The sequence below is a fragment of the Tritonibacter scottomollicae genome, assembly GCF_003003215.1.
Lineage (GTDB): Bacteria > Pseudomonadota > Alphaproteobacteria > Rhodobacterales > Rhodobacteraceae > Epibacterium > Epibacterium scottomollicae.
The window spans coordinates 398,206-423,690 of record NZ_PVUF01000001.1; the positions used below are offsets into that span (position 1 = coordinate 398,206).

The window sequence follows — 25,485 nt, forward strand, 5'->3', positions numbered from 1 at the left end:
TGCGGAGCGGGGGGCGCCAAGCGCGGCCCCGCCCGTGAACCAGATCGTGGCGGCAAGCACACCCTGGCGTACCCCAAGCACGCAGGCGTCGAACCGGGAGGGCAAAATGGTGGGTAGAACGACGTCGAACCAACGTTCTATGCTGATGAGGCAAAGACCCGAAGCGATTTAAATGCAGCCTTGTACCGAAGCGTATATTAGGGCTCTTCGGATGAGGCGAAACAGACGCAGTCTTACGTCAAACTACGAAAAGAGGATGTCCATGCCAGACCCGACGAATTTGACCGCAGCGGATTTTAGCCCGCTTGAAGGGGACGCTGTAAAGGTTGAGGCCGACGGCATCGGGATTGAAGCGACGCTGTTGGAAATCACGACGGGGGGCAGCGCCTTGCGTGACGGCGGCGGTTTTGCACTGCTGTTTCAGGGGCCTGCCGAACCTGGTCTGCCACAGGCCACCTATCAGGTGTCGCATGCTGCCATTGGGACGCAGCAGCTCTTTCTCGTGCCGGTCGCCAAAACCGAGGCCGGTTATCAATATGAGGCGATTTTTACCTGATCGCTTTGGCGTCCGTTGACCGGCGTAGCAGGTCATAGACACCTTTGTCCTCGACGGTGACAAAGCCCAAGCGGTGGTAAAGCGCCATCGCTGGGTTCGCTTTTTCGACGTGGATGCCGACAGCTTTGTTTGCGGCTGATGCTTCGTCCGTCAGGTCGCGCAGAATAGCGCCGCCGATACCAGCGCCGCGATGGGCGGGCAGTAGGGCGATGTCGATGATGCGGTGCTCGCTTTGCCAACGTTCAAGATAAAGACGGCCTATTGCTTCGCCTGATCGCTGAATGATCAACCAAAGCGCGTCGGGGTAGTGGGCCTGATAATGCTCGTGCTGCGCGCGAAATTGCATTGAAATGAAGGCGTGCTTTTGGTCTTCATTCCACGGGGTAAGCGCCAGTTCCTCTTCGCGGGTCGAACGGTAGACCTGCGCGAGAAACTGCATATCACGCGCGGTCATCTCTCGGAGTGAGATCCCCAAGGATGCCGCGTGTGTCAAAGCCGGTATCGGCGTTGCCGATTTAAGGGTCATGGGTGCTCCCGACTGTATCGCCTTTCCATCGGATGCTGCAGCATTCGGGCCATGATTAGCTACGCGACGGATAGATGCCCTGAAGCGCGATGATGAAGTTCAGCGCAAGATAGGGCTGCATGTTGTCATGCGCCTGATTGCCGCCTGATGCTTGAAGTGTCTCATCTGCAAGCGGCACGAGATTGGAGGTGCCAGCGGAATAGAGGGCGTCGCCGCGTCCACCAGTTGCAGAAAGCGATGTCGCATTCGATGGCACAGCCTCGCCACCCGGAGACAGATTTGCGCGCACCGGGTGATTGTGCGACGGTATCTGACTTTCGCTCAGCGTCACGGTCGAAGACCCTAATTCTTCACCCAGCCTTCGTGCGGTCAAACCGGGACCGCGCCCTTGCTCCATCGGCGCTCGGCCCTTCATATTGGGAAGGGCGGTGGTGTTTCTTCCATCGCCGCCATAGACTGTACCGATCAGCGAAAACAACGCAGTGTTGTTTGCAATGGGCAAAAGTTGCCCGTCGCAGAACGCCCAGCCTCTGGGCGCGAAATCACCTGCAAAAATGCGGATTTCGGCAATAAAAGGTTCTGACATGCCTTATATCTCCTAACTACGGCTGGGGTAGACGCCGAACAGTGCAATAATGAAGCTGACACAGAGCGATGGCATCATGTTGTTGTGGCTACGCGAGCCGCCTGAATTCGTTGTCGCGTTATGGGCGAACGACGTGTCCGGCGATGCATTGCTATAGAATGTCGTGCCAACGCCCTGGGCGACGACCTTGCCTTGCGGCGACTGATCGGTGGCAAGTTCGGTGTTGGCCAAGAAGTCATGAGTGTGGCTTGGCAACTGATTTGTGGTCAGCGTGACATGCTCTGCGCCACTTTTGCTCCCCAAGCGGCGTTCGCTCAGACCGGGTCCGTGCCCCTTGTGAATAGGGATTCTGCCGCGCATATCGGGCAGACCGAATGTGGTGCGACCGTCTCCGCCGTAGATCGTTCCCAAGAGGGAAAAAAGCGCGTCGTTCTGTGAAACCGCAAGCAGTTGCCCGTCGCAAAAGGCCCAGCCGCGTGGGGCGAAATTCCCCGCAAACATGCGAATCTCACCTACATATGGTTCAGACATGGAATAATCTCCGGTATCTTAATTGCGCGAGGGGAATAGGCCGTGCATTGCTATGCAGAAGTTCAGCGTCTGATAGGGCTGCATGTTATTGTGGGCTTGTCCTCCGCCAGACGCGGCCACAGTTGCGGACGTCAGCGGCGTCATGTTGGCGGCCTCAGCGTCGCGATAGGCGGCGTCTGGTAGCACCTCCGCCGCCAGCACATGATCGGTCGGAGACCCGGACTGCGCCTGGCTCGCCGAACTCATCGCCGCGTGGGTATGGGTCGGAATTTCCGTCTTGGACAGCGCTACGCTCTCCTCGCCGGATCTGGCGCCCAGCCGGTAGTCGCTGTCTCTGTGAATCGGTGTGCGGCCCCTCAGATCAGGCAGAGCAAAGGTGGTGCTACCATCCCCGCCGTAGGTCGTGCCAAGCAGTGAGTAAAGCGACTGGTTCTGGTTGATCGGCAGGAGTTGCCCATCCAGAAACGCCCAGCCCCGTGGCGCAAAATCAAAGCCGAACATGCGAACTTCGGCAAGAAAGGGTTCGGACACGAAATTCTCCTTTAATAAACTGTCGGCGCGTTCAATTTATGGCGATAAAACACCGATATCTATTATCAACCATGCGTTGCGTAAAAAATAAAGCAAGGAAAAAAGAAAATTTAGTTGGACTGAACAGTTTAGATTTCGGCTTTTGATGGGGCTTCACTTTTATCGATGACACTATGCCAAGCGCCTAATCTGGGCGGTGCCGAATGCGTTTAAGGAGTTGATGAGGGCGATGCCGACGTTGAATTCTGCGGCCTGCCTGTCTGGGCTTAGCGAGCGATGCGCGCGACAAAGGGCCAAAGGCATCGCATTTTCGCCGCGCGCCTGTTTTGTGAGTGGTGGCCTGAGCCGCGCTTCCAGATCGCGTGACCAAGGTAGCAGGTCGCGCTCATGGAACCCTTGCGGTGGGGCAACGCCTTCTTTTTAGATCGTGAAGGGGGCGCCGCCTTCTCCGTGCAAGGAGGGCGGACGCGCCGCCTCTAAACTGAAAATGCAGCCTTGAATGCCGCAAGGGCGTCTTCCTCAACACCTGAGGCAAACGCCTCCATCGCGACGGGGCCGGTGTAGCCCATCGCGTTCAATGCGCGGGCTATGCCGGGGTAGTTGATTTCCCCGGTTCCGGGTTCAAAGCGGCCCGGTACGTCCGCAACTTGGATCTCGCCGACCCAGGGCAGGCACGCCTGGCAAAGCTCGATCAGGTTCCCTTCGCCGATCTGGGCATGATACAGGTCCAGATTAAGGCGCAGTTCCGGCCGGTTGACTGCAGAGACCAGTGCAAGAGTGTCTTCCGCGCGGGCAAATGGGACGCCTGCATGGTCAGTCGGGAGGTTGAGGTTTTCGAGCGTGAAAACCACCTCCAGCTCTTCTGCAAGGTCACAGATGCGATTGAGCGTATCCAGTGCCTTCACCCATTTGAGCGGCGTTGCGGTCTCAGCTTGTTTGGGGCGTCCGCCGTCGCCAAGCCCGGTGCCGTGCAGGTTCAATCGCTGGACGCCGAGCCGTTTGCCAACAAGGGCGGCCTCTCTTGCCGACGCCAGTAGCGTGTCAGCGCCATCGTCGTCCGCCAAGCGCCCGTCCAGATAGCCGTTCATGATCGAGAACGTCGCGCGCGACTTTGCCAGAGCTGCGATGTCGTGATCGGCCCAGTTCCACAAGCCGACCTCGAACCCCATCTCGTCAAGGCGCGCGCAGCGCCAGTCTATCGGTCTGTCGCGCCAGAGCATTTCGGCGCAGGCGGCAAGGGTAAACGCCATGCCTCACGCCTCCGACAGGAACGGGGCCACCTCAACTGGCCGTCCTTCCGCCAAGGAGCGATTGGCCGCCTCGGCCAGTGCCAGCGCGTTGACGCCGTCTTGGATTGTTGCGGGCACAGCCTTTCCATCCACGACGGCATCTACAAAGGCGGACCATTCGATGGAGAAGGCGCGCATGTAGCGTTCGAGAAAGAAATACACAGGTTTTGCCGAGATGACGCCCGCGCTGGTGGATTTCACGACGGTGTTTTCCAGTTCGTTGTCGGCGGCCAGTGCGCCGTCAGAGCCCAGAACCTCAACCCGCTGATCGTATCCGTAAGGAGCCCGGCGAGAGTTGCGGATCGTGGCGATCCGGCCGTCGGCGTAGGACAGCACGACGACAGCTGTGTCGATGTCCCCAGCTGCGCCGATTTCGGGGTCAACAAGGCAGGAGCCATGTGCTGTCACGGTCGTCGGCATGCCAAACAGAAACGAGCACATGTCGAAGTCATGAATCATCATGTCGCGATACAGCCCGCCGGATACCTTGATGTAGCTGACGGGCGGCGGGGCAGGGTCGTAGGATGTAACCGAGAGCAGCTCACTGTTGCCGATTTCTCCCGCATCGAGTGCTGCCTTGAGTGCTGAGAAATTCGGATCGAACCGACGGTTGAAGCCCATCATCATGGGTTTGTCATGATTGGCGACGGTTGCGGACACTTGCAGCGCGCGCTCCAGCGACAGGTCAATCGGTTTCTCGCAAAAGATCGCCTTGCCAGCCTTCGCGCCGGCTTCGATCAGGTCGGAGTGGGTGTTGGTCGAGGACGCGATCAGAATGGCGTCAATGCTGGTGTCGGCGAGGATGTCGTCGGCGCTGCGGGCCTCAATGCCATGGTCCTGTGCCAGAGCCTCCGCGGCCTCTTGCATGACGTCGGTGACCGCGACCAGCTCAGAGCGCGGATCCATCTTGATCGAAGCTGCGTGGACCTTGCCGATGCGACCGGCCCCGAAAAGAGCGACTTTCATATGCGTATTCCTTTCGTGGAAAAATCAGAGAGTGACGCGGCGGCCTTCGCGGGCCGATATGTCGATAGCGTGAATGATGCGCTCGAACTCCAGAGCGTCGGTGAAGCTGGGTAACGCGTTCGTGCCAGCGGTGATGGCGCGCAGGAATGTGGCCACCTCGATGGTCTTCAGGTCGCCAAATCCCAGCTGATGGCCGGGTGCTGGGCAGAAGCTATCATAGGGTGCATGCTCCGGGCCCGTCAGGATCGTACGAAAGCCCTGCTGCGATTTTGGGCCGTCATTGGTGTAGAGCTGTAGCTCGTTCAGCCGTTCCTGACTGAAGGTGAGCATGCCTTTGGTGCCATGCAGTTCCCAGTCAAGCTTGTTCTTGCGGCCCCAGGCGGAGCGAGACGTGCAAACTGTTCCCTGCGCGCCCGTCTTGTAGCGCAGAATGGCAGAGGCGGTATCTTCATTCTCAACTGTGCCACGGCCTGATCCATCGGGCAGGGGGCGGGTGTCATGGATGATCTGTGTGTCGGCAATCAGGCTCTCGATCTCGCCCATCAGAATATGGGACATGGAGACGAGATGGCACCCGAGATCCCCCAGCGCACCAAGGCCGGCGTCCGCGCGTTTTGCGCGCCAGGTCCAGGGAAGATCGGGGTCAGCCTGGTAATCCTCATCCACCCAGCCACGAAAATGAACCGGCTTGCCGATCACACCTTCACTGATGAGGCGACGCGCATGGGTGATCGCCGGATTATGGATGTAATTGTAGCCCACCATGGTGCGCACACCTGCGGTGCGAGCGGCGGCCTCCATCTCCTCTGCGTCGTTGATCGTCAGGGCGAGGGGTTTTTCGCAATGCACGTGTTTACCCGCGGCGATGGCGGCCAGTGCCATTTCCTTGTGGAGCGCGTTGGGGGTCGTGATGGAGACGATGTCCACGTCAGGCGCGGCGATCAGCGTGCGCCAATCGTCGGTGGCGACATCAAAGCCAAACTGTGTCGCATATCGCCTCGCATTTTCGACAGGCGTGTCACAGAGCCTTGCAAGCCGCACCGGCGGCACATCCCCAAAGACAGCTTCTGCGGCGCGATAGGCCAAGGCATGAGCCTTGCCCATGAAGCCCGTTCCGATCAAACCAAGGCCTAGAGACATGTTTTCCTCCGTTATGGAATTTTAATTCCAATTTCGGTGATGCGGGATTAGAGTGTCTCTGTCAAGCGAGAGGGGTGTAAATGATAGAACGCGAACCGCAACCAGAGACGCCGGAAAATGTGACGCAGACCATCGCACGTCTGGATCATGTCATGGACACATTGCCAAAGCGGCTACGGCAATGTGCGGTCTTTACCCGGCATCACCTGCATCTCATTGCTGTGTCGACGGTCTCTGACATGGCGTCGGCATCTGGTGTGGCGCCGTCTGCTTATATCCGCTTTTGCCAGGCGGTCGGCTTCTCCGGGTATTCCGAAATGCAGACCCTGTTTCGGGCGCAATACACCAGTTTCCGGCCGGACTATGAGCAACGGCTTGCGCAGTTGTCACCTGATGTGTCTCAGGGCAGTGGTGAGCTGTTGGCCGAGTTCGCGGAGTCAGGGCATCAATCATTGATCGGTGTCGGTAATTCGGTTGCAAATGAAGGGCTTGCGAGGGTCGCGTCCGGTATGGCGCAGGCGCGTATTGTTCATCTTGTCGGCCTGCGGCGGGCGTTCGCAGTGGTCAGTAACATGTCCTATCTTCTCGGTAAGTTGGACGTCCCAGCCGTGCTTCACTCCAACATCGGCAATCTGCATGCCGGGCTTGTGGCGGGGAGTGGGGATGTGATGTTTGCCATTACATTTGCGCCGTTCTCTGAGGAGACAATCACGCAGGCGCATGCTGCAGCGGAGCGGGGTGTGACGGTCTATGGGCTGACCGATGCCGACGACTGTCCGCTCTTTGAATTCGCCGCTGAGGTGCTGGTCGTGAAGGAGCACGAAGTGGCAGGGTTCCGGGCGCTCAATGCATCCATCACGCTGACCACTGCGCTGTCGGTTTTGGTTGGCGCGCAGCGCGCGAAAACTTGACACGGAGCCTCTAAAACGGAATGAATGTTCCATAGGTGTGATTCGAGATTGAAGCGCATCGACCGGTGGGAGGCCGGTCTGGAGGAGGCCCGTTTGCGTGAAGGCATCGGATATCGGGCTAAGAGCCGGCTTGACCGGTCAACTGTCTAAGGGAGGATAAATTGAAAACACTTATCAAAACTGCCGTTGCTGCTGCCAGCTTCGCACTGGCTGCCCCAGTTATGGCGCAGGACATCATCGTGGTCGCGCATGGTCAGGCCAACGATCCATTCTGGTCGGTCGTCAAAAATGGTGTCGAAAAAGCTGCTGCCGATACGGGTGCCAGCGTGGATTTCCGTTCGCCGGAGACGTTTGACATGGTGCAGATGAGCCAGCTCATCGATGCTGCTGTGAATCAGGAACCTGACGGCCTGGTGGTTTCGATCCCGGACGCGGATGCGTTGTCGCCGTCGATCCGCCGTGCGGTCGAGGCTGGTATCCCGGTCATTTCCATGAACTCTGGTTCGGATGTGTCCAAGGATCTCGGTGCGCTGCTCCACGTGGGGCAGGACGAATACACGGCGGGCAAGGCCGCCGGCGAGAAACTGGCTTCGATGGGCGGTACCGTTGGCATCTGTGTGAACCAGGAAGTGGGCAACGTCGCGCTCGATCAGCGTTGCCAGGGTTTCTCTGACGGGTTCGGTGGTTCTGTCGAGGTGATCCCGACCCAGAACGACCCGGCCGAAGTCGAAGCGAAGGTGAAGGCGGCGCTGGAATCCAACCCCGACATCGACACCGTGATGGGCCTGGGTGCATCGCTGGTGGGTGAGCCTGCCGTCCGTGCCGTGGCTGCCGTGGGCCGCACCGGCGAGGTGAACGTGGCGACCTTCGACCTGTCGGCCAGCTTCCTGGAAAGCGTGGCCAAGGGCGACGCGGCCTTTGCTATCGACCAGCAGCAGTTCCTGCAGGGCTACCTGCCGGTGTCCTTCCTCGCGCTCAACGCAAAGTTCGGCCTGATCCCGGGTGGCAACGTGCCGTCTGGCCCGAACCTCATCACGCAGGACAAGGCGTCCCAAGTGGTTGAGCTGAGCGCCCAGGGCATCCGCTAACCCACTAAGGCACAACGCTGAATCGCTGAAGGGGCCGTGGCGCAAATGCCGCGCCACGGCCCCTCTTTGTCTCAAGGAGGAGCACGCCATGGCCGACGCGGCCCAAACCGTCGATGACGAACGCCTGAAGAAAGAAGGGCTTGGTGCCCGGTTGATGAAGCGCCCCGAGCTTGGCGCGATCGCCGGTGTCATTCTTGTCACCACTTTCTTTTTGATCACCGCAGACAGCAGCATGTTCACGCTGTCCGGTATCATGAACTTCATGACCCCTGCGGCGCAGCTGGGCATTCTGGCCATCGGTGCGGCGATGCTGATGATCGGCGGCGAGTTCGACCTGTCGATCGGCTCCATGGTGGCCTTTGCGGGTCTGATCTTTGGCGCCTGCGTAGTGACGCTTGGGCTGCCGCTGATCCTGGCGATCCCGCTGACGCTGGCCGTTGCGGCTGGCCTTGGGGCGCTTAACGGGACCATCGTGCTGAAGACCGGCCTGCCGTCCTTCATCGTGACACTGGCCTTCCTGTTCATCCTGCGCGGCGCATCGCTGGTCGGGCTGAAACTGGCCTCCGGCGGCTCCACCCAGCTGCGCGGCGTGCGCGACGCGGTCGAGGGCGACTGGCTGGCGCCGATGTTCTCGGGCGATGCCTTTGGTCCTGTCTTTGCCTGGCTGGCACAAGTCGGGGTGATCGACACCTTCAAGAACGGCACCCCCAAGGTGCCCGGCATCCCGGTCGAGATCCTGTGGTTCGTGGCGCTGGCATTGGTGGCAACCTACGTGCTGCTGCGCACGCCACAGGGCAACTGGGTGTTTGCCTCCGGCGGTGATCGCACTGCGGCCTCCAACTCCGGTGTGCCGGTGCGCAAGGTGAAGATCTCGCTCTTCATGGTGACCGCGATGTGTGGCGCGCTGGTGGCGATCATCACGGTGATGGATGCCGGATCGACCGATGCGCGGCGCGGCTTCATGAAGGAGTTCGAGGCCATCATCGCAGCGGTGATTGGCGGCTGCCTGCTGACCGGCGGCTATGGATCTGCCATCGGGGCATTCTTTGGCGCCATCATCTTTGGCATGGTGACGATCGGGCTGACCTACACCAACTTCGATCAGGACTGGTTCCAGATCTTCCTGGGCGGCATGCTTCTGATCGCGGTGCTCTTCAACAACTATATTCGCAAGCGCGTGACGGGGGAACGCTGAGATGACCCAGGACACGACATTTCACCACGGTGATCCGCAGGCCGCGACCCAGCCGATCATCAAGATGCAGAACATCGAAAAGCACTTTGGCAACATCATCGCGCTGGCGGGCGTCAGTTTCGACGTGAGGCCGGGCGAATGCCACTGCCTGCTGGGCGACAATGGGGCTGGCAAGTCGACCTTCATCAAGACGATGTCAGGTGTACACAAGCCCACAAAGGGCACCATCACCATCGACGACCAGCCGATGAATTTCGACAGTCCGCGCGATGCGATGGAAGCCGGGATTGCCACCGTCTTTCAGGATCTGGCGATGATCCCGCTGATGAGTGTGACGCGGAACTTCTTCATGGGGCGTGAGCCGGTGAAGGGACGCAAACCCTTCCGCCGCATGGATGTCGAGATGATGAACGAGACCGCGGTGGAGGAGATGCGCAAGATGGGCATCAACCTGCGTGGTCCCGATCAGGCGGTCGGCACGTTGTCGGGCGGTGAACGCCAGACGGTGGCGATTGCCCGCGCGGTCTATTTCGGTGCGCGGGTGCTGATCCTGGATGAGCCCACCTCAGCGCTGGGCGTGCGGCAGACCTCGAACGTGCTGGCGACCATTGACCGGGTGCGCAAGCAAGGGGTGGGGGTGGTCTTCATCAGCCACAACGTACGGCACGCGCTGGCGGTCGGGGACCGCTTTACCGTGCTCAATCGCGGCAAGACGCTGGGCACGGCGGAACGGGGCGACATCACGCCCGAGCAACTGCAGGACCTGATGGCGGGTGGCCAGGAAATGGCGCAGCTTGAAGGCTCGCTCGGGGGCACCGTCTGATGGCAAAGGATCTGGACCTCATCACCATCGGGCGCTCGTCGGTTGACCTTTACGGCGCGCAGATCGGTGGCCGTCTTGAAGACATGCGCAGTTTCGAGAAATACGTCGGCGGATCGCCCACCAATATGGCGACGGGCACTGCCCGGCTGGGGCTGCGCTCGGCCCTGCTGACCAAGGTCGGCGACGAGCACATGGGCCGCTTCCTGCGCGAGGAACTGGTGAAGGAGGGCGTCGACGTCACCGGCGTTCTCACCGATCCGGAACGGCTGACGGCGCTGGTGCTGCTGGGCATTCGCGATGAGGACCAGTTCCCGCTGATCTTCTACCGCGAGAATTGCGCCGATATGGCGCTGAGCGCACAAGACGTGGACGAAGGGTTCATCTCCCGGGCGCGGGCGGTTGTGGCCACCGGCACCCACCTCAGTAATCCGCGTACCGAGGCAGCAGTGCTGAAGGCGCTGGAACTTGCCCGCAAACACGGCGCACAGACCGCGCTGGACATTGATTTCCGCCCCAACCTCTGGGGGCTCTCCGGACATGGCGACGGTGAAAACCGCTTTATTGCCTCAGCAGCGGTGACGGAAAAACTGCAATCCACCCTGCATCTGTTTGACCTGATTGTCGGCACCGAAGAAGAATTCCACATCGCAGGCGGCACCACCGACACGGTCGCAGCACTGCGGGCGGTGCGCGCGGTCTCGGGTGCGACGCTGGTGTGCAAGCGCGGTGCCGATGGCGCGGTGGCCTTCACCGGCGCGATCCCGGACAGGCTGGACGAGGGTCAAAGCGGCCCCGGTTTTCCCATCGAGGTTTTTAACGTGCTCGGTGCTGGTGATGGCTTCATGTCCGGTCTTCTGAAGGGCTGGCTCGACGGCGAAGACTGGCCCACCTCGCTCAAATACGCCAATGCCTGCGGGGCCTTTGCCGTCAGCCGTCATGGCTGCACCCCCGCCTATCCCAGCTGGGAAGAGCTGCAATTCTTCCTCCAGCGCGGCGTGGTGGAGAAAGCCTTGCGCAACGACACCGCGCTGGAGCAGATCCACTGGTCCACCACCCGCAAGCGTGACTGGGACGATCTGCGGGTCTTTGCCTTTGATCACCGCATGCAGATGGAAGAGATGGACGGCGCCACGCCCGAGCGCATCGGCGCGTTCAAGGAGCTTTGCCTCAGGGCCGCCGTTGCGCAGGCCGCAGGCCGCCCCGGTCACGGCATCCTCTGCGATGGCCGCCTTGGCGCGCGCGCGCTCTATGCCGCAGCGGGGCAGGGGCTTTGGATCGGCAGGCCGGTCGAATGGCCCGGCTCTCGCCCCTTGCGGCTTGAACCGCAGGTGGGCGAGGATGCAGGCGGGCTGAAGGAATGGCCCGGCGAACATGTGGTCAAATGCCTGTGCTTCCCGCATCCCGACGATGACGACGCGATGTGGGCCGACCAGATCGCCACCATCACCCGCGTGTTCCAATCCTGCCGCCGCAACGGGCTCGAGTTTCTGCTGGAGGTGATCCCCTCCAAGGTCGGCCCCTTTGACGATAAAACTACGCCAGATGTCATTCAGCGCGTGTACGATGCCGGCATCTACCCTGACTGGTGGAAGCTTGAACCCTTCCGCTCCGAGGCCGCATGGTCTGCAAGCTGCGATGCGATCGAGCGCAACGACAAACGCACCCGTGGTATCGTGGTGCTGGGTCTGGACGCCCCGGAGGACGAGCTGCGCGAGAGCTTTGCCCTCGCCGTGCGCTTCCCGCTGGTCAAGGGGTTTGCCGTCGGGCGGACGATCTTTGGCGATGTGGCCCGCGACTGGTTTGCGGGCCGCATTGACGACGACAGCGCCGTGGCGCGCATGACAGAGAATTACGCCCGGCTTTGCGATGTCTGGGCGCAGGCACGCGCACGCACAATGGAGGCGGCACAATGAGCACGATCCGGCTAACCGCAGCGCAGGCGATGGTGAAATACATCGCCGCACAACTGAACGAGGAGGGCGAGCCCTTCCTCGCCGGGATCTGGGCGATCTTTGGCCACGGAAATGTGGCCGGTCTGGGCGAGGCGCTGCATGGCGCGCGCGAAGAATTTCGCACCTATCGCGGCCACAATGAGCAGACCATGGCCCATGCGGCGATTGCCTATGCCAAGCAGTCCGCGCGCAAGCGGGCGATGGCGGTCACCTCCTCCATCGGCCCCGGTGCCACCAATATGGTGACAGCGGCGGCACTGGCGCATGTGAACCGGCTGCCGCTCTTGCTGATCCCCGGCGATGTCTTTGCCAACCGGGGTCCCGACCCTGTGTTGCAGCAGATCGAGGATTTCGGCGATGGCACCACCAGCGCCAATGACTGTTTCAAACCGGTCACGCGCTATTTCGACCGCATCATGCGCCCCGAGCAGCTGCTGACCGCCCTGCCGCGCGCCTTTCGCACCATGACCGATCCGGCAGACTGCGGCCCGGTCTGCCTGTCGTTCTGTCAGGACGTGCAGGCAGAGGCCTACGACTGGCCCGAGGCCTTCTTTGCGCCGCGCATCTGGCAGACCCGCCGTCCCCGCCCGGATGAGGGCGAGCTGGCGCGGGTTGCCGACCTGCTGAAAGCGGCGAAATCTCCGGTGATCGTGGCCGGGGGAGGCGTGCATTACGCGGACGCCTGCGCCGCGCTGCAACGCTTTGCCGAGGCGCATCAGATCCCGGTTGTCGAAAGCCAGGCGGGCAAATCCGCCCTCGCGTGGGATCACCCGCTTAACCTTGGCCCCGTCGGCGTGACCGGTGCGGGCTCCGCCAATGAGGCCTGCGCCGGGGCCGATCTGGTTCTGGGTGTTGGCACAAGGTTTCAGGATTTCACCACCGGCTCGTGGAACCTGTTCCAGAACCCGGCTCGCACGCTCGTCTCGCTCAATGTTGCCGCCTATGACGCAATGAAACATGGCGCAGAGCCGCTCTGCTGCGATGCCCGCGTCGGGCTGGAGCTGCTGGGCGCGGCGCTTGCTGATCTGCAATTCGCTGCCCCCTCCACCGCACTCAAGGAGGCGTGGTTCAGCGCGGTTGACCCGCTCACCGCCGCCCCGCGCGAGGACATCCAACTGCCGACCGACCAGCAGGTGATCGGCGCGGTGCAACGGGCCTCTGGTCCCGACACGGTGGTGATGTGCGCGGCAGGCACCATGCCGGGCGAGCTGCACAAACTCTGGAAAGCCCCGCGCCCCGGGGCCTATCACATGGAGTACGGCTATTCCTGCATGGGCTATGAGATCGCCGGTGCCATGGGCATCAAGATGGCGCAGCCAGACCGCGATGTGGTCTGCATGATCGGCGACGGCAGCTATATGATGGCCAATTCGGAACTGGCGACGGCGGCGATGCTGGGCATCGACATGACCGTGGTGATCACCGACAATCGCGGCTACGGCTGCATCAACCGGCTGCAAATGGGCACCGGCGGGGCAGAGTTCAACAACCTCCTCGACCACTCCCATCACGTGACGCCGTCGAACATCGACTTTGCCGCCCATGCCGCATCTATGGGCGCGGCAGCCGTACATGTCAGCAGCATTGCAGAGCTGGAAGAGGCCCTCAGCCGCGCAAAATCCGCCAAAGGGCCGTTTGTGGTGGTGATCGACACCGACCCCTACCCCTCGACGCCCGATGGTGGCCATTGGTGGGACGTGGCGGTGCCCGAAGTGTCCGAGCGGGCCGAGGTGCGCGCCAAACGCGCCGAATATGAAAAACAGATCAAGGCCCGCGCGCTCAACTGACGCCCGTGGCCTGCCTTTCCGGAGTGCGTCCTCCCGCGCGTCGGAAAGGCCCCAGTTTTGGATCAGGCGCGGACATGCGCCCACAACGAAAGATACCGCCCATGAGCGTCAAGATCGGCATCTCCCCCATCGCATGGCAGAACGACGACCTACCCGACCTCACCGCCGCCTACACGATGGAACAGGCCCTGAGCGAAGCGCGCGAGATCGGCTATACCGGGGTCGAACGTGGCCGCCGCATGCCCCAGGACACCGAAGGGCTGCGCAAGTATCTGAACGAATACGACATTTCGCTCTGTGGCGGCTGGTGCTCGGGCAACCTGTTGGTGAATGACGTCGACACCGAAAAAGCCGCTATCGCAGAGCAGGTCGAACAATTCGCCGCTTTGGGCGCGCCCTGTCTGGTCTATGCGGAATGCTCCAACACCGTGCAGGGCGACCGCACGACCCCGGTGAACAACCGCCCCAAGCTCGCGCGGGACGACGTCCGCGCCTATGCGGCCAAGCTCTCTGAACTGGCCAAGTGGATGACCGACAAGGGCCTGCCTCTGGCCTATCACCACCATATGGGGGCCTTTGTCGAGGATCAGGACGACATCGACTGGCTGATGGAGGCCAGCAGCCCCGAGGTGACGCTGCTTTATGACACCGGCCATCTGGTCTTTGGCGGCGGCGATCTTCTGGGCACGCTCGACAAATGGGGCGACCGCATCCACCACGTCCACTACAAGGATCTGCGCGCCAATATCGCTGCGCAGGCCCGCACTGAGAGCTGGTCCTTTCTGGATGCGGTCATCGCCGGGGCCTTCACCGTGCCGGGGGATGCCGAAGGGTCCATCGATTTTGCCGCAGTGACCGAACGTCTGGCCAAAATGGGCTATCAGGGCTGGATCGTGGTCGAGGCCGAGCAAGACCCCGCCAAGGTCGCGCCCTATGCGGCCTCAAAACTGGGCTATCAGACCATTCGCGACCTCTGCGCGCGCTATGGGCTAGAGGTTGCGGGTTAATCCCCGCGCCCCAACAACAGGAGGCAAGACCCATGAGCGATCTGCTGCGCAAACCCTTTGGCACCCATGGCGAGGTGCATCGCATCACACCCGAAAGTGCAGGCTGGCGCTACGTGGGCTTTGCCCTGCACCATCTGCGCGCGGGCGAGACCGTGGCTGACGTCACCGGCGACCGCGAGGTGATCCTCGTGATGGTGGAAGGCAAAGCCAACCTGACCGGCGCGGGACAGGACTGGGGCGAACTGGGCGAGCGCATGTCGGTGTTTGAGAAAACCCCGCCCCATTGCCTGTATCTGCCCAATGGCAGCGACTGGAGCGCCGAGGCCACCACCGATTGCACCATCGCGGTCTGCTCCGCACCGGGCAAGGGCGGCCATGCGGCACGCCGGATCGGCCCCGAGGGCATCACCCTCACAGAGCGCGGCAAGGGCACCAACACCCGCTACATCAACAATATCGCGATGGAGAACGAGGACTATTGCGACAGCCTGCTGGTCACCGAGGTCTTCACCCCCGCCGGCCATTGGTCGTCGTTCCCGAGCCACCGCCACGATGAGGATGATTTCCCCCGGATCACCTATCTGGAGGAGACCTACTATCACCGCCTGAACCCGGCCAGCGGCTTTGGCGTCCAGCGCGTCTATACCGATGACGGGCAGCTGGATGAAACCATGGCAGTCGCGGATGGCGATGTGGTCCTGGTGCCGCGCGGCCACCACCCCTGCGGCGCGCCCTACGGGTTTGAGATGTATTACCTCAACGTCATGGCCGGCCCCTTGCGCAAATGGCGCTTTGTCGCCGCCCCGGAGGTCGAATGGATCATGGAGCGCGACAGCTGACGGCGCACAGGCTTGGGTGGGACAGAAGCTTCCGCCATGTGAACCTGCGACGCGCGCTGAGCGGGCGCGCGTCGCAGGTCAATCATCGGTCAGAAACCGGAACTGTGTCAGTGACGCGGAGACCACCTGCCTGGCGTCGTCTTGCCGCCCCGGCTGAGGGGGCGGCGGAGCAACGCGCTGCGGCAAAAAAACTCTGCGGATAATCCGGAGTTTGCTTGCCGACCCAACCGAAACGACGCTACCGTCTCGTTTCATCATGAACGCGACACATCACCCTTCATCTGACAACGAACAGCGCGAAGAGGCTTCGATCGGGCCCCGGCTGACCGTTGAACTGTTTGTACAGCCGGGATTCTCCCATTTAGAGCTGTCGTCGATCATCGCTGTCTTGGACGCTGCCAATACCCTTGATGCGGGCACTTGGTTTTCGTGGTGCATCACCTCGGACTCGCCCGGCATCGTTGCAAGCAATTCCGACCTGCTGGTGCGCGCAGATCCTGCGATCGGTGTCCAATATCTCAAGGACGTTCTGTTCGTCGTCGGGGGGCATAACTACGGCGGCGGGAGTTGGTTGGCACGGATCCGCGCCATGCAGAAACTGCGCCGTCCGGCGTTTCTGTTGTCCGAGGCCGCAACCTCTTATATCCGGCGCTCTGCACCACTTTCAGGGCCGGCAACCACACATTGGCTTGATGTGCGCACGTTGCGCGAGGCTGGCGATTATCCGACGGTCAGCAATCGGTTGGTTGAAGACAATGCGGGAATTCTCACCTGTGCCGGTCGCTCACATACCGCTGAACTTGTCATTCGGTTCCTCTCGCAATTCTTGTCCCCGCAGCACTGCGCAGAGTTGGCGAGCATTTTGATGATCGATACGGCGCGGGGTTATTCGGGTGAGCAGCCCAAGGGAGCCGCGCGCAACACCAACCTGTTGGAGGGGCGCCTGGTCAAGGCCATGGCGGTCATGGAAGAGTGTATTGAACACCCGTTGCCGACAGCAGAGATCGCGGAGCGGGCAGGGGTGTCGGTGCGTCACCTTGAAAGGCTGTTCCTTGCACATCTCAACACCACACCCGCAAAGCACTACATGCAGTTGCGGCTGAAGCTCGCAAACAAGCTGATCACCGATACCAACCTTCCGATTGCGGAGATCGCATTTGCCAGCGGCTTTGCGTCTTCGACATCGTTGTCGCGTGCTTATCGGCGTGAATACGGGATGACGCCCTATCAGGTGAGGGCGCGGGATCGTGCGGGGGCCAGCCTGCGCGGCGCATGATCGGAGTTGGCCGCGCGGCGTGAGGCTGAACGGGCGCCAGCTGCCATGCTTCGGGTGGCACACGCTCACACAAGGCTTTGAATTCAGTGCAAGCATTCGTATTGATTGCAAGGAACACAAGTCAGGCGCTGTGTGTATCCACTGAAATAGGCTGGCAAAGGATAGAGACATGAAGGCAAACCCGATCTCCCCGACGATTCCACTGGATCAGGACGGTGTGCACCATGGGTTTCTGAAATTGCCCTACAGCCGCGACGACAGCGCCTGGGGCTCGGTGATGATCCCGATCACGGTGATCCAGAACGGGGCAGGCAAGACCGCGCTATTGACCGGGGCCAACCATGGCGACGAATACGAGGGCCCCGTGGCGCTGCAAGAGCTTGCGGCCACCACGCGCGCTGAGGATGTGACCGGGCGGCTGATCATCGTGCCCTATTTCAACTATCCCGCTTTTCGCGCCAGTGCGCGGACCTCGCCCATCGACCGGGGCAACCTGAACCGCGCGTTTCCGGGCCGCCCCGATGGCACAGTCACGGAAAAGATCGCCGACTATTTTCAACGCACGTTGCTGCCGATGGCAGATGTGGCGGTGGATTTCCACTCTGGCGGAAAAACGTTGGATTTCGTCCCCTTCGCTGCCGCGCACATCCTTGAGGACAAGGGCCTTCAGGAGGCCTGCTACGCTGCGATGCAGGCCTTTAACGCGCCCTATTCAGTGCAACTGTTGGAGATCGACAGCGAAGGCATGTACGACACTGCCGTCGAGGATATGGGCACGGTGCTGGTTACCACGGAACTGGGCGGCGGTGGCATGTCCACGGCGCGCAGCAATGCCATTGCCAAGAAGGGCCTGCGCAATGTGTTGATCCATTTTGGTATTCTGCAGGGCGAGATGGAGATTGATCCCTCCGTGACCCTCGATATGCCGGATGGGGATTGTTTTGTGTTCAGTGAGCACGACGGTCTTTTTGAGATCATGATCGATCTTGGCGATCATGTGGAAAAGGATGATGTGGTCGCGCGCGTCTGGTCGCCGGATCGCACCGGGCAGGCACCGGTAGAGTATCGCGCGCGCCGCGGTGGCGTGCTGATCAGCCGCCATTTTCCGGGCATGATCAAATCCGGCGACTGTGCCGCCGTGATTGGTGTGGTCGAGGGCTGACATGCATCTGGATCAGCGCGACCTCGAAATTCTCCGCATTCTGTCCCGCGATGGCCGCATCACCAAGGCGGCGCTGGCCGATCAAGTGGGCCTGTCGCCCACCCCCTGCTGGGAACGCCTGAAGAAGCTGGAGAAGGCCGGGCTGATCGAAGGCTATAACGCCCGCATCAACCTCAAGAAAATCGCCCCGCACGTCACCGTTTTTGTGGCTGCCGAACTGACCGATCACACCGCTGCCAGTTTTCAGTCCTTTGAGGCGGCGATGCAGCGCTATGATGAGGTCGTGGCTTGCTGGGCGCTGGGCGGTGGCTTCGACTATCTGTTGCAGATCGTCACCTGCGATATCGACGCCTATCAGAGATTGATCGATGCGATGCTGGATGCGCGCATCGGTTTGAGCCGCTATTTCACCTATATCGTGACCAAACCGGTAAAGGGGGCAGGTGTGCCGCCTTTGGAGATACTACTCAACGGCAGTTGAATCCTCTGCCTGCCGGGCAAACTTCAGTCACATCTTCTGAAAGGAACCCTGCACACTCCTTGATAGAATTTCAGGAGGAGCAGACATGTCGTTAACGGCCCTGTCCGCGCGTGCGGAGATCAATGACAAATCGCTGGTGCGCTCATTTTCCTACATAAACGGGAAATGGTGCGCCTCATCCAATGGTGAGGTTGTCGCCGTTCATGACCCCGCCACCGGGGATGTCATAGGTGATGTGACCGCAATGACGGCAGAAGATTCCTCTGCTGCGGTGGATGCGGCGCATGCGGCGTTTGCCAGCTGGGCGCTGATGCTGCCGCAGGACCGTTGCGCCATCCTGCGCCGTTGGTTCGAGCTGATGATCGAACACAAAGAGGACCTTGCCCGGCTGATGGTGCTTGAGCAGGGAAAACCCTTGTCCGAGGCACGCGGCGAGATCGATTACGGCGCGGCCTTCCTTGAATTTTATGCCGAGGAATCCAAACGTCCCAACATCGAGGGCGTCACCAGCCATCTGCCGGATGCGGAGGTTGAGCTGTGGCGCGAACCGGTGGGCGTGGCCGCACTGATCACGCCGTGGAATTTCCCGTCCGCGATGCTGACGCGCAAGGCCGCGGCGGCGCTGGCGGCGGGCTGCACGGTGGTGGCACACCCCTCAGGCGAGACGCCTTTCAGTGCGCTGGCGTTGGCGGAGCTTGCCGAACGGGCAGGCATCCCAAAGGGTGTCTTCAACGTGGTCACAGGAAAAGCCCCGGTGGTGGTGGAACCTTGGACGCGGGATGCGCGGGTGCGGGCTTTGTCCTTCACCGGGTCCACCGAGGTGGGCAAGCTCCTGTACCGTCAGTCCGCCGAGACGGTTAAACGGCTGGTGATGGAACTGGGAGGTCATGCGCCGGTCATCGTCTTCAAGAATTGCGATCTGGATCGCGCGGTTGCCGAGACCATGAAGGCGAAATTCGCCACCTCCGGGCAGGATTGCCTCGGCGCGAACCGCATCTTTGTTGAGCGCGACATTTATGATGAGTTCTGCACCCGCTTTGTGGCCGCCACGCAGGCGCTTACTGTGGGGAAAGGGATTGATGATCCCGACATTGGCCCCTTGATGAATGAAAAAGCGGTGCAAAAGCAGGAACAACATGTGGCCGACGCGCTGGAAAAAGGCGCCACATTGGCCTGCGGAGGCAATCGTCACCCGCTGGGGCCGCTGTTCTATGAACCGACCGTGTTGACTGATGTGCCTGCAGATGCGGCCATCCTGCACGAGGAAACTTTTGGCCCGGTCGCGCCGATCACGCCGTTTGACACCGAGGATGAGGTGATCCAGCGTGCGAACGACAGTGAATATGGCCTTGTCGCCTATGTGCACAGCCACGACCCGCGCCGGATCTATCGCCTGAGCCGCGCGTTGCAGTTCGGCATGGTGGCGGTCAATCGCACCAAGGTCACCGGCGCGCCGATCCCCTTTGGCGGCACTAAACAGTCCGGCATGGGGCGCGAGGGCGCACGGCTGGGCATGGAGGAATTCACCGAGATCAAATACGTTTGTCGCGACTGGGCGTAACCCTCGGACCACGCGAGATTTTCCACCCCGCGGGTGGAGCACGGAAATAGGAAGGACACGAAATGCTGAAGAACGATCAACTGGACCAATGGGACCGCGACAACTTCTTTCACCCCTCGACCCATCTGGCGCAACATGCGCGCGGTGAGAGCGCAAACCGGGTGATCAAGACCGCCTCCGGCGTCTTTATCGAGGACCGGGACGGCAACAAGCTCCTGGATGCCTTTGCCGGGCTTTACTGCGTGAACGTCGGCTATGGCCGTCAGGAGATTGCCGAGGCGATCGCCGATCAGGCGCGCGAGCTGGCCTATTACCACTCCTATGTTGGTCACGGCACCGAGGCGTCGATCACGCTCGCGAAGATGATCCTGGATCGTGCGCCCAAGAATATGTCGAAGGTTTATTTCGGCCTTGGCGGCTCCGACGCTAATGAAACCAACGTCAAACTGATCTGGTACTACAACAACATCCTTGGCCGCCCCGAGAAGAAGAAAATCATCTCGCGTTGGCGCGGCTACCACGGTTCCGGTCTGGTCACCGGCTCCCTGACAGGGCTTGAGCTGTTCCACAAGAAATTCGATCTGCCCGTCGAGCAGGTGATCCACACCGAGGCACCCTATTACTTCCGCCGCGAGGATCTGAACCAGACCGAAGAGCAGTTCGTGGCCCATTGCGTGGCCGAGCTGGAAGCGTTGATCGAGCGTGAAGGCGCAGACACAATTGCGGCCTTCATCGGCGAGCCGATCCTGGGCACCGGGGGTATCGTGCCGCCGCCCGCAGGCTATTGGGAGGCGATCCAGACAGTCCTGAAGAAACACGACATTCTTCTGGTTGCGGATGAGGTTGTCACCGGCTTTGGCCGTCTTGGCACCATGTTCGGCTCTGACCATTACGGCATCGAGCCCGACATCATCACCATCGCCAAGGGTCTGACCTCGGCCTATGCGCCGCTTTCCGGCTCCATCGTGGGTGACAAGGTTTGGAAAGTGTTGGAGCAGGGCACCGATGAGAACGGCCCCATCGGCCACGGCTGGACCTACTCCGCGCATCCCATCGGCGCGGCAGCGGGTGTTGCCAACCTGAAACTCATCGACGAGCTGAACCTCGTGAGCAATGCTGGCGATGTCGGCACATACCTCAATGCCACCATGGCAGAGGCGCTGGGCGAACATGCCAATGTCGGTGATATACGCGGCGATGGCATGCTCTGCGCGGTGGAATTTGTCAAAGATCGCGACAGTCGCACCTTCTTTGACGCGGCTGACAAGATTGGCCCGCAGGTCTCCGCCAAACTGCTGGAGCAAGACAAGATCATCGCGCGTGCCATGCCGCAGGGCGATATCCTGGGCTTTGCGCCGCCCTTCTGTCTCACACGCGCCGAGGCCGATCAGGTGGTCGAGGGCACTGTGCGCGCGGTGAAATCCGTGCTGGGCTGATCTGCGGTTTCGACCCTGGTCTGATGTCAGAAAAACCGTCCACGCCCTTGGCGTGGGCGGTTTAGTCTATGCGACCCATGGGTTGCAGTCGATGTTTGAGAGGCGTGCGGTGTCTTGTTGTTGCGCCTCAAATATTCGGCTTTTGGTTTTTAACCGCTATTAACCGTTCTCCTCTATGGTTCTCCAAGCGGCATTCCGGTCTGCAGTGGCTCTGCCTCCGAGGTGCCGCAGCGAGGTGTGGTTGACCCGGGGCGTGTTGGTGTCCCCTGTCAGGGCTGCCGCCCATTTGGATGTGAGCCCATGCAGTGCAGTGTGAAAGGGGGCGTGCGGAAATAAGATGACAACTTATGTCGTAACAGCCACCAACTACCAGGACCCTGCGTTCTGGTCTGCAATCGTGGAAGCGAGCAGCGGTCACACGCTGGATTTCAGTACCCTGCCTTCGGGGTATGAGCTGAGCATTGATGCTGAGGCCCATACGATCTCGATCTGGAATGGGTCCTCTTGGTATCGTGTCGGCGAAAGTGGGAATGCTGGTACTGATGCAACGCTGGGCAGCCCGACAAGTATTCAACATTTCACCACGATTGTCGGAACCGACGGTGGCGACTATGTCGAGGCGTCAGATAACGACGATAACCTGTTCGGAAACTCCGGCGATGATACCCTTTCGGGCGATCAGGGCGATGACACAATTCATGGCGGGGCGGGCAACGACATCCTTGCAGGAGGTGATGGACGAGACATTATCGTCGCGGGAAGCGGGAATGACTCGATCTATGGGGACAATGCCTGGGCAACCTTGGGATCTGCCGCGTCGGGGCCGGGGACGACCCCGACAACTTTGACGGTTACCAATTCAGCTGATGGCCCGATTGAACTGTGGTGGGTCGATACCAGCGGTCAGCTGCAATACTATGCAACGATCGAGCCTGGCGATACGTGGAACCAGAGCACCTTTGAAGATCACAACTGGGAGCTGCGGCATCCAGATGGCTGGTATCTCGAAATGATCGAGGGTGGCAGCAATCTTACGGTGGATTTTGGTGCTGAGGGTTTGAGCGACACCGTGATGGCTGGCGATGGGGATGATCTGGTCCTCGGAATGTACGGTGACGATATTCTCTATGGTGAAACGGGCCGCGATACCATTCACGGGGACTATGGAAACGATACGATCTGGTCCGGCGCCGATGCTGACAGTGTGACCGGCGGAGAGGGCGATGACTACCTGTCAGGGCAGGAAGGCGACGACACGATATATGGCGGTGCCGGCGCTGATACGCTGGTCGGGGGCGCGGGAAACGATCAACTGAAGGGGGATGCAGACGCTGACACTTTTCAGATCTTCGACAACTCTGGTGACGACACCATTCTGGGTGGCGAAACGGGAACCGATGATGATGCAATCGACCTGTCTGCTCGCAGCAGTAGCATCAATGTTGGCTATACCGGCAATGAGGCGGGCATTATTCAAGGTGGCGGGGATACCGCCTATTTTCAGGAGATTGAGCGACTTCGGCTGACCGATCACGATGACAGCCTCGACGCCAGCGCAGCCTCGTCCGGCGTGAATGTGGACGCCGGCGCCGGCGATGACACGCTGACCGGTAGCGGTGGTGACGATACGCTCACGGGGGGCGATGGGGACGACCGTTTTGTGATGACGACGTCCGGCGGAGCTGACACCGTATCTGACTTTGATGTGACGGACGATGACGCGGATGGCTTCTACAACGATCAGATCGATGTCAGCGGCCTAACCGGCGGCTCCGGATTGGGGGGGCTGGTCACTGCGGCCGACGTCGTGGTGACCGATGACGGGTTTGGCAATGCGACATTGACCTTCCCTGGGGGTGAGCAACTGGTTCTGACCGGGGTTGCCCCGAACCAGATCAATACACAACCTCAGCTCCATGCAGCGGGTATTCCCTGTTTCACACCGGGTATTCGTGTTGCAACGTCACGCGGTGCTGTGCCTGTCGAGGAGGTCCGCGTCGGCGACCTGCTGCAGACGGCAGACAATGGGTTTCAGCCGGTGATCTGGATCGGGCGACGGGACTTGAGCGCGCTGGAATTGGCTGAAAAGCCACATCTCCGCCCACTTCTGATCCGCCCCGGTGGTCTCCTCGCGAACGAACGCCCGCTTCTGGTGTCTCCACAGCATCGGTTTATGCTGAACCGTCGACGGCTTGGCGAACTTGGCTCCATGCATGAGGCCTTCGTGCGGGCCCGATTGCTGGAAGGCCTGACCCCGGCCTCTGTCGCGGTGGCTGAAGGGGGGGCTGGTGTCAGCTATATCCACCTCATGACAGAGCATCATCAGGTCATTTTTGCCGAAGGTGTTGCGACCGAGACGTTTTGGCCGGGACCAGAGGCGTTGCGTGGCATCTCAGCCGAAGGCCGCAGAGAGTTGTTCGACCTGTTCCCCGAACTTTTCTTGGCCAATAACCTCTGCGGAAAGCTCGGTCGACATTACGTGGCCGAGGCCTACTGCCAACTCGCTCGGGTGGATCTTGGACGTGGTGACTTGAAGGCGCTGCATGGTCGCACGGCGGCTTGAAGCGATGTGCCGGCACTACTGCGCAGCGAGGCGCCGCAAGTAGCTGCAGGTGACGCGAATCGCGGCATCCATATCCGCATCGGACGCATATTCTTCCGGACAATGGCTCACGCCATCCTTGCATCGTACAAAAAGCATCGAAATGTCGCACAGGTCGGCCATCGCCGAGGCATCATGGGTCGCCCCCGAAGGCAGGCGTGGGGCATTGATGCCCTCGTCCGTTGCCGCCGCCTCGAGGCAGACCATCAAGTCGGGATTACAGGGCACTGCCGCCTGATCGTATGTGCGTGACATCGCAAAGGACACGCCGCGCGCGTTGGCGATTTCCGTGCCAAGGACCTGAGCGGAGGCGGCAAACTCCGTGCGAACCTGATCCGAAAGAGCGCGCATTTCCAGTGTGAGTTGGGCTTCCCGTGGGATTGCATTCACGACATCTGGCTTCAGGGAGAGGGTGCCAACTGTGGCGCGAAGCCCGTCGATCTGGCGGGCCGCATCATGGACGCGAGTGATGAACTCTGACGCCGCCACCAATGCATCACGTCGGCCATTCATCGGCACAGTGCCTGCGTGGCCTGTCTCGCCGCTGAAGGTCACGGTGTTGCGCTCAATGCCGCAGATCCCGGTGACGATACCGCAGGGGGCGTCGCTTTGCTCCAGAACTGGCCCTTGTTCGATATGGACCTCGAGATATGCGCGCACGGCATCTTGCGCGCGCTGTTGCGTGGTGACTGCTTCCGGGGTGCCGCCAAAATCCGACAACGCGGACTGCAAGCTGACGCTGTTTGCATCCTGCATGTCCAAAACCGACGGGTCGAACCGACCGGACAGCGCGCGTGGACCTATGAGAGCAGTTGGGAAACGAACGCCTTCCTCATCAGCGAAGGCCAGGACCTCGACCGGGAAGGGTAGTTCAACCCCCTCAGAGGCCAGACGTTCCAGCGCAAGGCAGCCGATCAAGACCCCCATGATGCCATCGTAGCGACCGCCCTCACGCACGCTGTCTTGATGTGATCCGATCAGCACGGCCGGTCCATTGGCAGCAGACGCGCTGGACCCAACCAATGTTGCCGCGGCGTCCAGTCGCGGTGTCAGTCCGGCCTGCCGCATCCAGTCACTGATGTGTTCCAATGCGCGCGCATGTTCAGGGGTGTAGGGGAGGCGGGTCACACCGGGGCCTGCCGTGCTGCATTGTGCGATTTTGCTCAAGCGATGCTGCGCTTCTTGTCCCCAGTTCATCTGTGACCTCATAATTTATCGTGATTAATTAGAGGTCTATCCC

The 25,485-nt window shown here is 60.9% G+C and carries 23 protein-coding genes; 15 read left to right on the plus strand and 8 right to left on the minus strand.

What is annotated here, in order from left to right; genetic code table 11:
• Positions 1–262: 262 nt before the first annotated feature.
• The gene (locus CLV89_RS01955) at positions 263–556 is read left to right on the plus strand and encodes a DUF6916 family protein (protein ID WP_106161944.1); all 294 of its coding nucleotides are present in this window, start codon (positions 263–265) and stop codon (positions 554–556) included.
• On the opposite strand, the gene CLV89_RS01960 is transcribed toward CLV89_RS01955, so the two are convergent.
• The 7 genes from CLV89_RS01960 to CLV89_RS01990 all read right to left on the minus strand — a co-directional run bounded on the left by CLV89_RS01960 (position 549) and on the right by CLV89_RS01990 (position 6,125).
• Positions 549–1,010, minus strand: coding sequence for a GNAT family N-acetyltransferase (locus CLV89_RS01960; protein ID WP_243394907.1), 462 nt, complete (start codon positions 1,008–1,010; stop codon positions 549–551). The genes CLV89_RS01955 and CLV89_RS01960 overlap by 8 nt on opposite strands.
• A 127-nt stretch (positions 1,011–1,137) precedes the next feature.
• Entirely contained in the window at positions 1,138–1,668 is a 531-nt protein-coding gene (locus CLV89_RS01965; protein WP_106161946.1) for a phage tail protein, read from the minus strand.
• A gap of 12 nt (positions 1,669–1,680) precedes the next feature.
• Positions 1,681–2,199, minus strand: coding sequence for a phage tail protein (locus CLV89_RS01970; protein ID WP_106161947.1), 519 nt, complete (start codon positions 2,197–2,199; stop codon positions 1,681–1,683).
• A gap of 18 nt (positions 2,200–2,217) precedes the next feature.
• Positions 2,218–2,730, minus strand: coding sequence for a phage tail protein (locus CLV89_RS01975; RefSeq protein ID WP_106161948.1), 513 nt, complete (start codon positions 2,728–2,730; stop codon positions 2,218–2,220).
• Between the two features lie 476 nt (positions 2,731–3,206).
• On the minus strand, positions 3,207–3,980 hold the full coding sequence (locus tag CLV89_RS01980) for a TIM barrel protein (protein WP_106161949.1): 774 nt from the start codon (positions 3,978–3,980) through the stop codon (positions 3,207–3,209).
• A gap of 3 nt (positions 3,981–3,983) precedes the next feature.
• Positions 3,984–4,985, minus strand: a complete 1,002-nt coding sequence (iolG, locus tag CLV89_RS01985) for an inositol 2-dehydrogenase (protein WP_106161950.1) — start codon at positions 4,983–4,985, stop codon at positions 3,984–3,986.
• 24 nt (positions 4,986–5,009) lie between these two features.
• Positions 5,010–6,125: a Gfo/Idh/MocA family protein gene (locus CLV89_RS01990; protein ID WP_106161951.1), complete on the minus strand. Its 1,116-nt coding sequence runs from the start codon at positions 6,123–6,125 to the stop codon at positions 5,010–5,012.
• An 80-nt stretch (positions 6,126–6,205) separates the two neighbouring features.
• Between CLV89_RS01990 and CLV89_RS01995 the strand changes: the two genes are divergently transcribed.
• The 14 genes from CLV89_RS01995 (at position 6,206) to CLV89_RS02060 (ending at position 24,206) form a co-directional block, all read left to right on the plus strand.
• The gene (locus CLV89_RS01995) at positions 6,206–7,036 is read left to right on the plus strand and encodes a MurR/RpiR family transcriptional regulator (RefSeq protein ID WP_106161952.1); all 831 of its coding nucleotides are present in this window, start codon (positions 6,206–6,208) and stop codon (positions 7,034–7,036) included.
• Positions 7,037–7,197: 161 nt separating this feature from the next.
• On the plus strand, positions 7,198–8,124 hold the full coding sequence (locus CLV89_RS02000; protein WP_106161953.1) for a sugar ABC transporter substrate-binding protein: 927 nt from the start codon (positions 7,198–7,200) through the stop codon (positions 8,122–8,124).
• Between the two features lie 88 nt (positions 8,125–8,212).
• Positions 8,213–9,319 carry an ABC transporter permease gene (locus CLV89_RS02005; protein ID WP_106161954.1) on the plus strand — a complete coding sequence of 369 codons (1,107 nt, stop codon included), beginning with the start codon at positions 8,213–8,215 and terminating at the stop codon, positions 9,317–9,319.
• 1 nt (position 9,320) lies between these two features.
• Positions 9,321–10,142, plus strand: coding sequence for an ATP-binding cassette domain-containing protein (locus CLV89_RS02010; RefSeq protein ID WP_106161955.1), 822 nt, complete (start codon positions 9,321–9,323; stop codon positions 10,140–10,142).
• Positions 10,142–12,055 carry a bifunctional 5-dehydro-2-deoxygluconokinase/5-dehydro-2-deoxyphosphogluconate aldolase gene (locus tag CLV89_RS02015; protein WP_106161956.1) on the plus strand — a complete coding sequence of 638 codons (1,914 nt, stop codon included), beginning with the start codon at positions 10,142–10,144 and terminating at the stop codon, positions 12,053–12,055. Before CLV89_RS02010 ends, CLV89_RS02015 begins: the two co-directional genes overlap by 1 nt.
• Positions 12,052–13,881, plus strand: a complete 1,830-nt coding sequence (gene iolD, locus CLV89_RS02020; protein ID WP_106161957.1) for a 3D-(3,5/4)-trihydroxycyclohexane-1,2-dione acylhydrolase (decyclizing) — start codon at positions 12,052–12,054, stop codon at positions 13,879–13,881. Before CLV89_RS02015 ends, iolD begins: the two co-directional genes overlap by 4 nt.
• A 101-nt stretch (positions 13,882–13,982) precedes the next feature.
• On the plus strand, positions 13,983–14,888 hold the full coding sequence (gene iolE / locus CLV89_RS02025; protein ID WP_106161958.1) for a myo-inosose-2 dehydratase: 906 nt from the start codon (positions 13,983–13,985) through the stop codon (positions 14,886–14,888).
• Between the two features lie 32 nt (positions 14,889–14,920).
• Positions 14,921–15,727, plus strand: a complete 807-nt coding sequence (gene iolB, locus CLV89_RS02030) for a 5-deoxy-glucuronate isomerase (RefSeq protein WP_106161959.1) — start codon at positions 14,921–14,923, stop codon at positions 15,725–15,727.
• Positions 15,728–15,983: 256 nt separating this feature from the next.
• Positions 15,984–17,003 (plus strand): GlxA family transcriptional regulator, encoded by a 1,020-nt coding sequence (locus tag CLV89_RS02035; protein ID WP_106162309.1) that lies wholly within the window; start codon positions 15,984–15,986, stop codon positions 17,001–17,003.
• Between the two features lie 169 nt (positions 17,004–17,172).
• The gene (gene doeB, locus CLV89_RS02040) at positions 17,173–18,165 is read left to right on the plus strand and encodes a N(2)-acetyl-L-2,4-diaminobutanoate deacetylase DoeB (RefSeq protein ID WP_106161960.1); all 993 of its coding nucleotides are present in this window, start codon (positions 17,173–17,175) and stop codon (positions 18,163–18,165) included.
• Between the two features lies 1 nt (position 18,166).
• Positions 18,167–18,646: an Lrp/AsnC family transcriptional regulator gene (locus CLV89_RS02045; RefSeq protein WP_106161961.1), complete on the plus strand. Its 480-nt coding sequence runs from the start codon at positions 18,167–18,169 to the stop codon at positions 18,644–18,646.
• An 85-nt stretch (positions 18,647–18,731) separates the two neighbouring features.
• Entirely contained in the window at positions 18,732–20,207 is a 1,476-nt protein-coding gene (locus CLV89_RS02050) for an NAD-dependent succinate-semialdehyde dehydrogenase (RefSeq protein ID WP_106161962.1), read from the plus strand.
• Between the two features lie 62 nt (positions 20,208–20,269).
• Entirely contained in the window at positions 20,270–21,643 is a 1,374-nt protein-coding gene (locus tag CLV89_RS02055) for an aspartate aminotransferase family protein (RefSeq protein ID WP_106161963.1), read from the plus strand.
• A 337-nt stretch (positions 21,644–21,980) separates the two neighbouring features.
• On the plus strand, positions 21,981–24,206 hold the full coding sequence (locus CLV89_RS02060) for a Hint domain-containing protein (RefSeq protein WP_106161964.1): 2,226 nt from the start codon (positions 21,981–21,983) through the stop codon (positions 24,204–24,206).
• 15 nt (positions 24,207–24,221) lie between these two features.
• Here CLV89_RS02060 and CLV89_RS02065 read toward each other — a convergent pair whose 3' ends face one another.
• The gene (locus tag CLV89_RS02065) at positions 24,222–25,442 is read right to left on the minus strand and encodes a M20 family metallo-hydrolase (RefSeq protein ID WP_106161965.1); all 1,221 of its coding nucleotides are present in this window, start codon (positions 25,440–25,442) and stop codon (positions 24,222–24,224) included.
• Positions 25,443–25,485 lie beyond the last annotated feature (43 nt).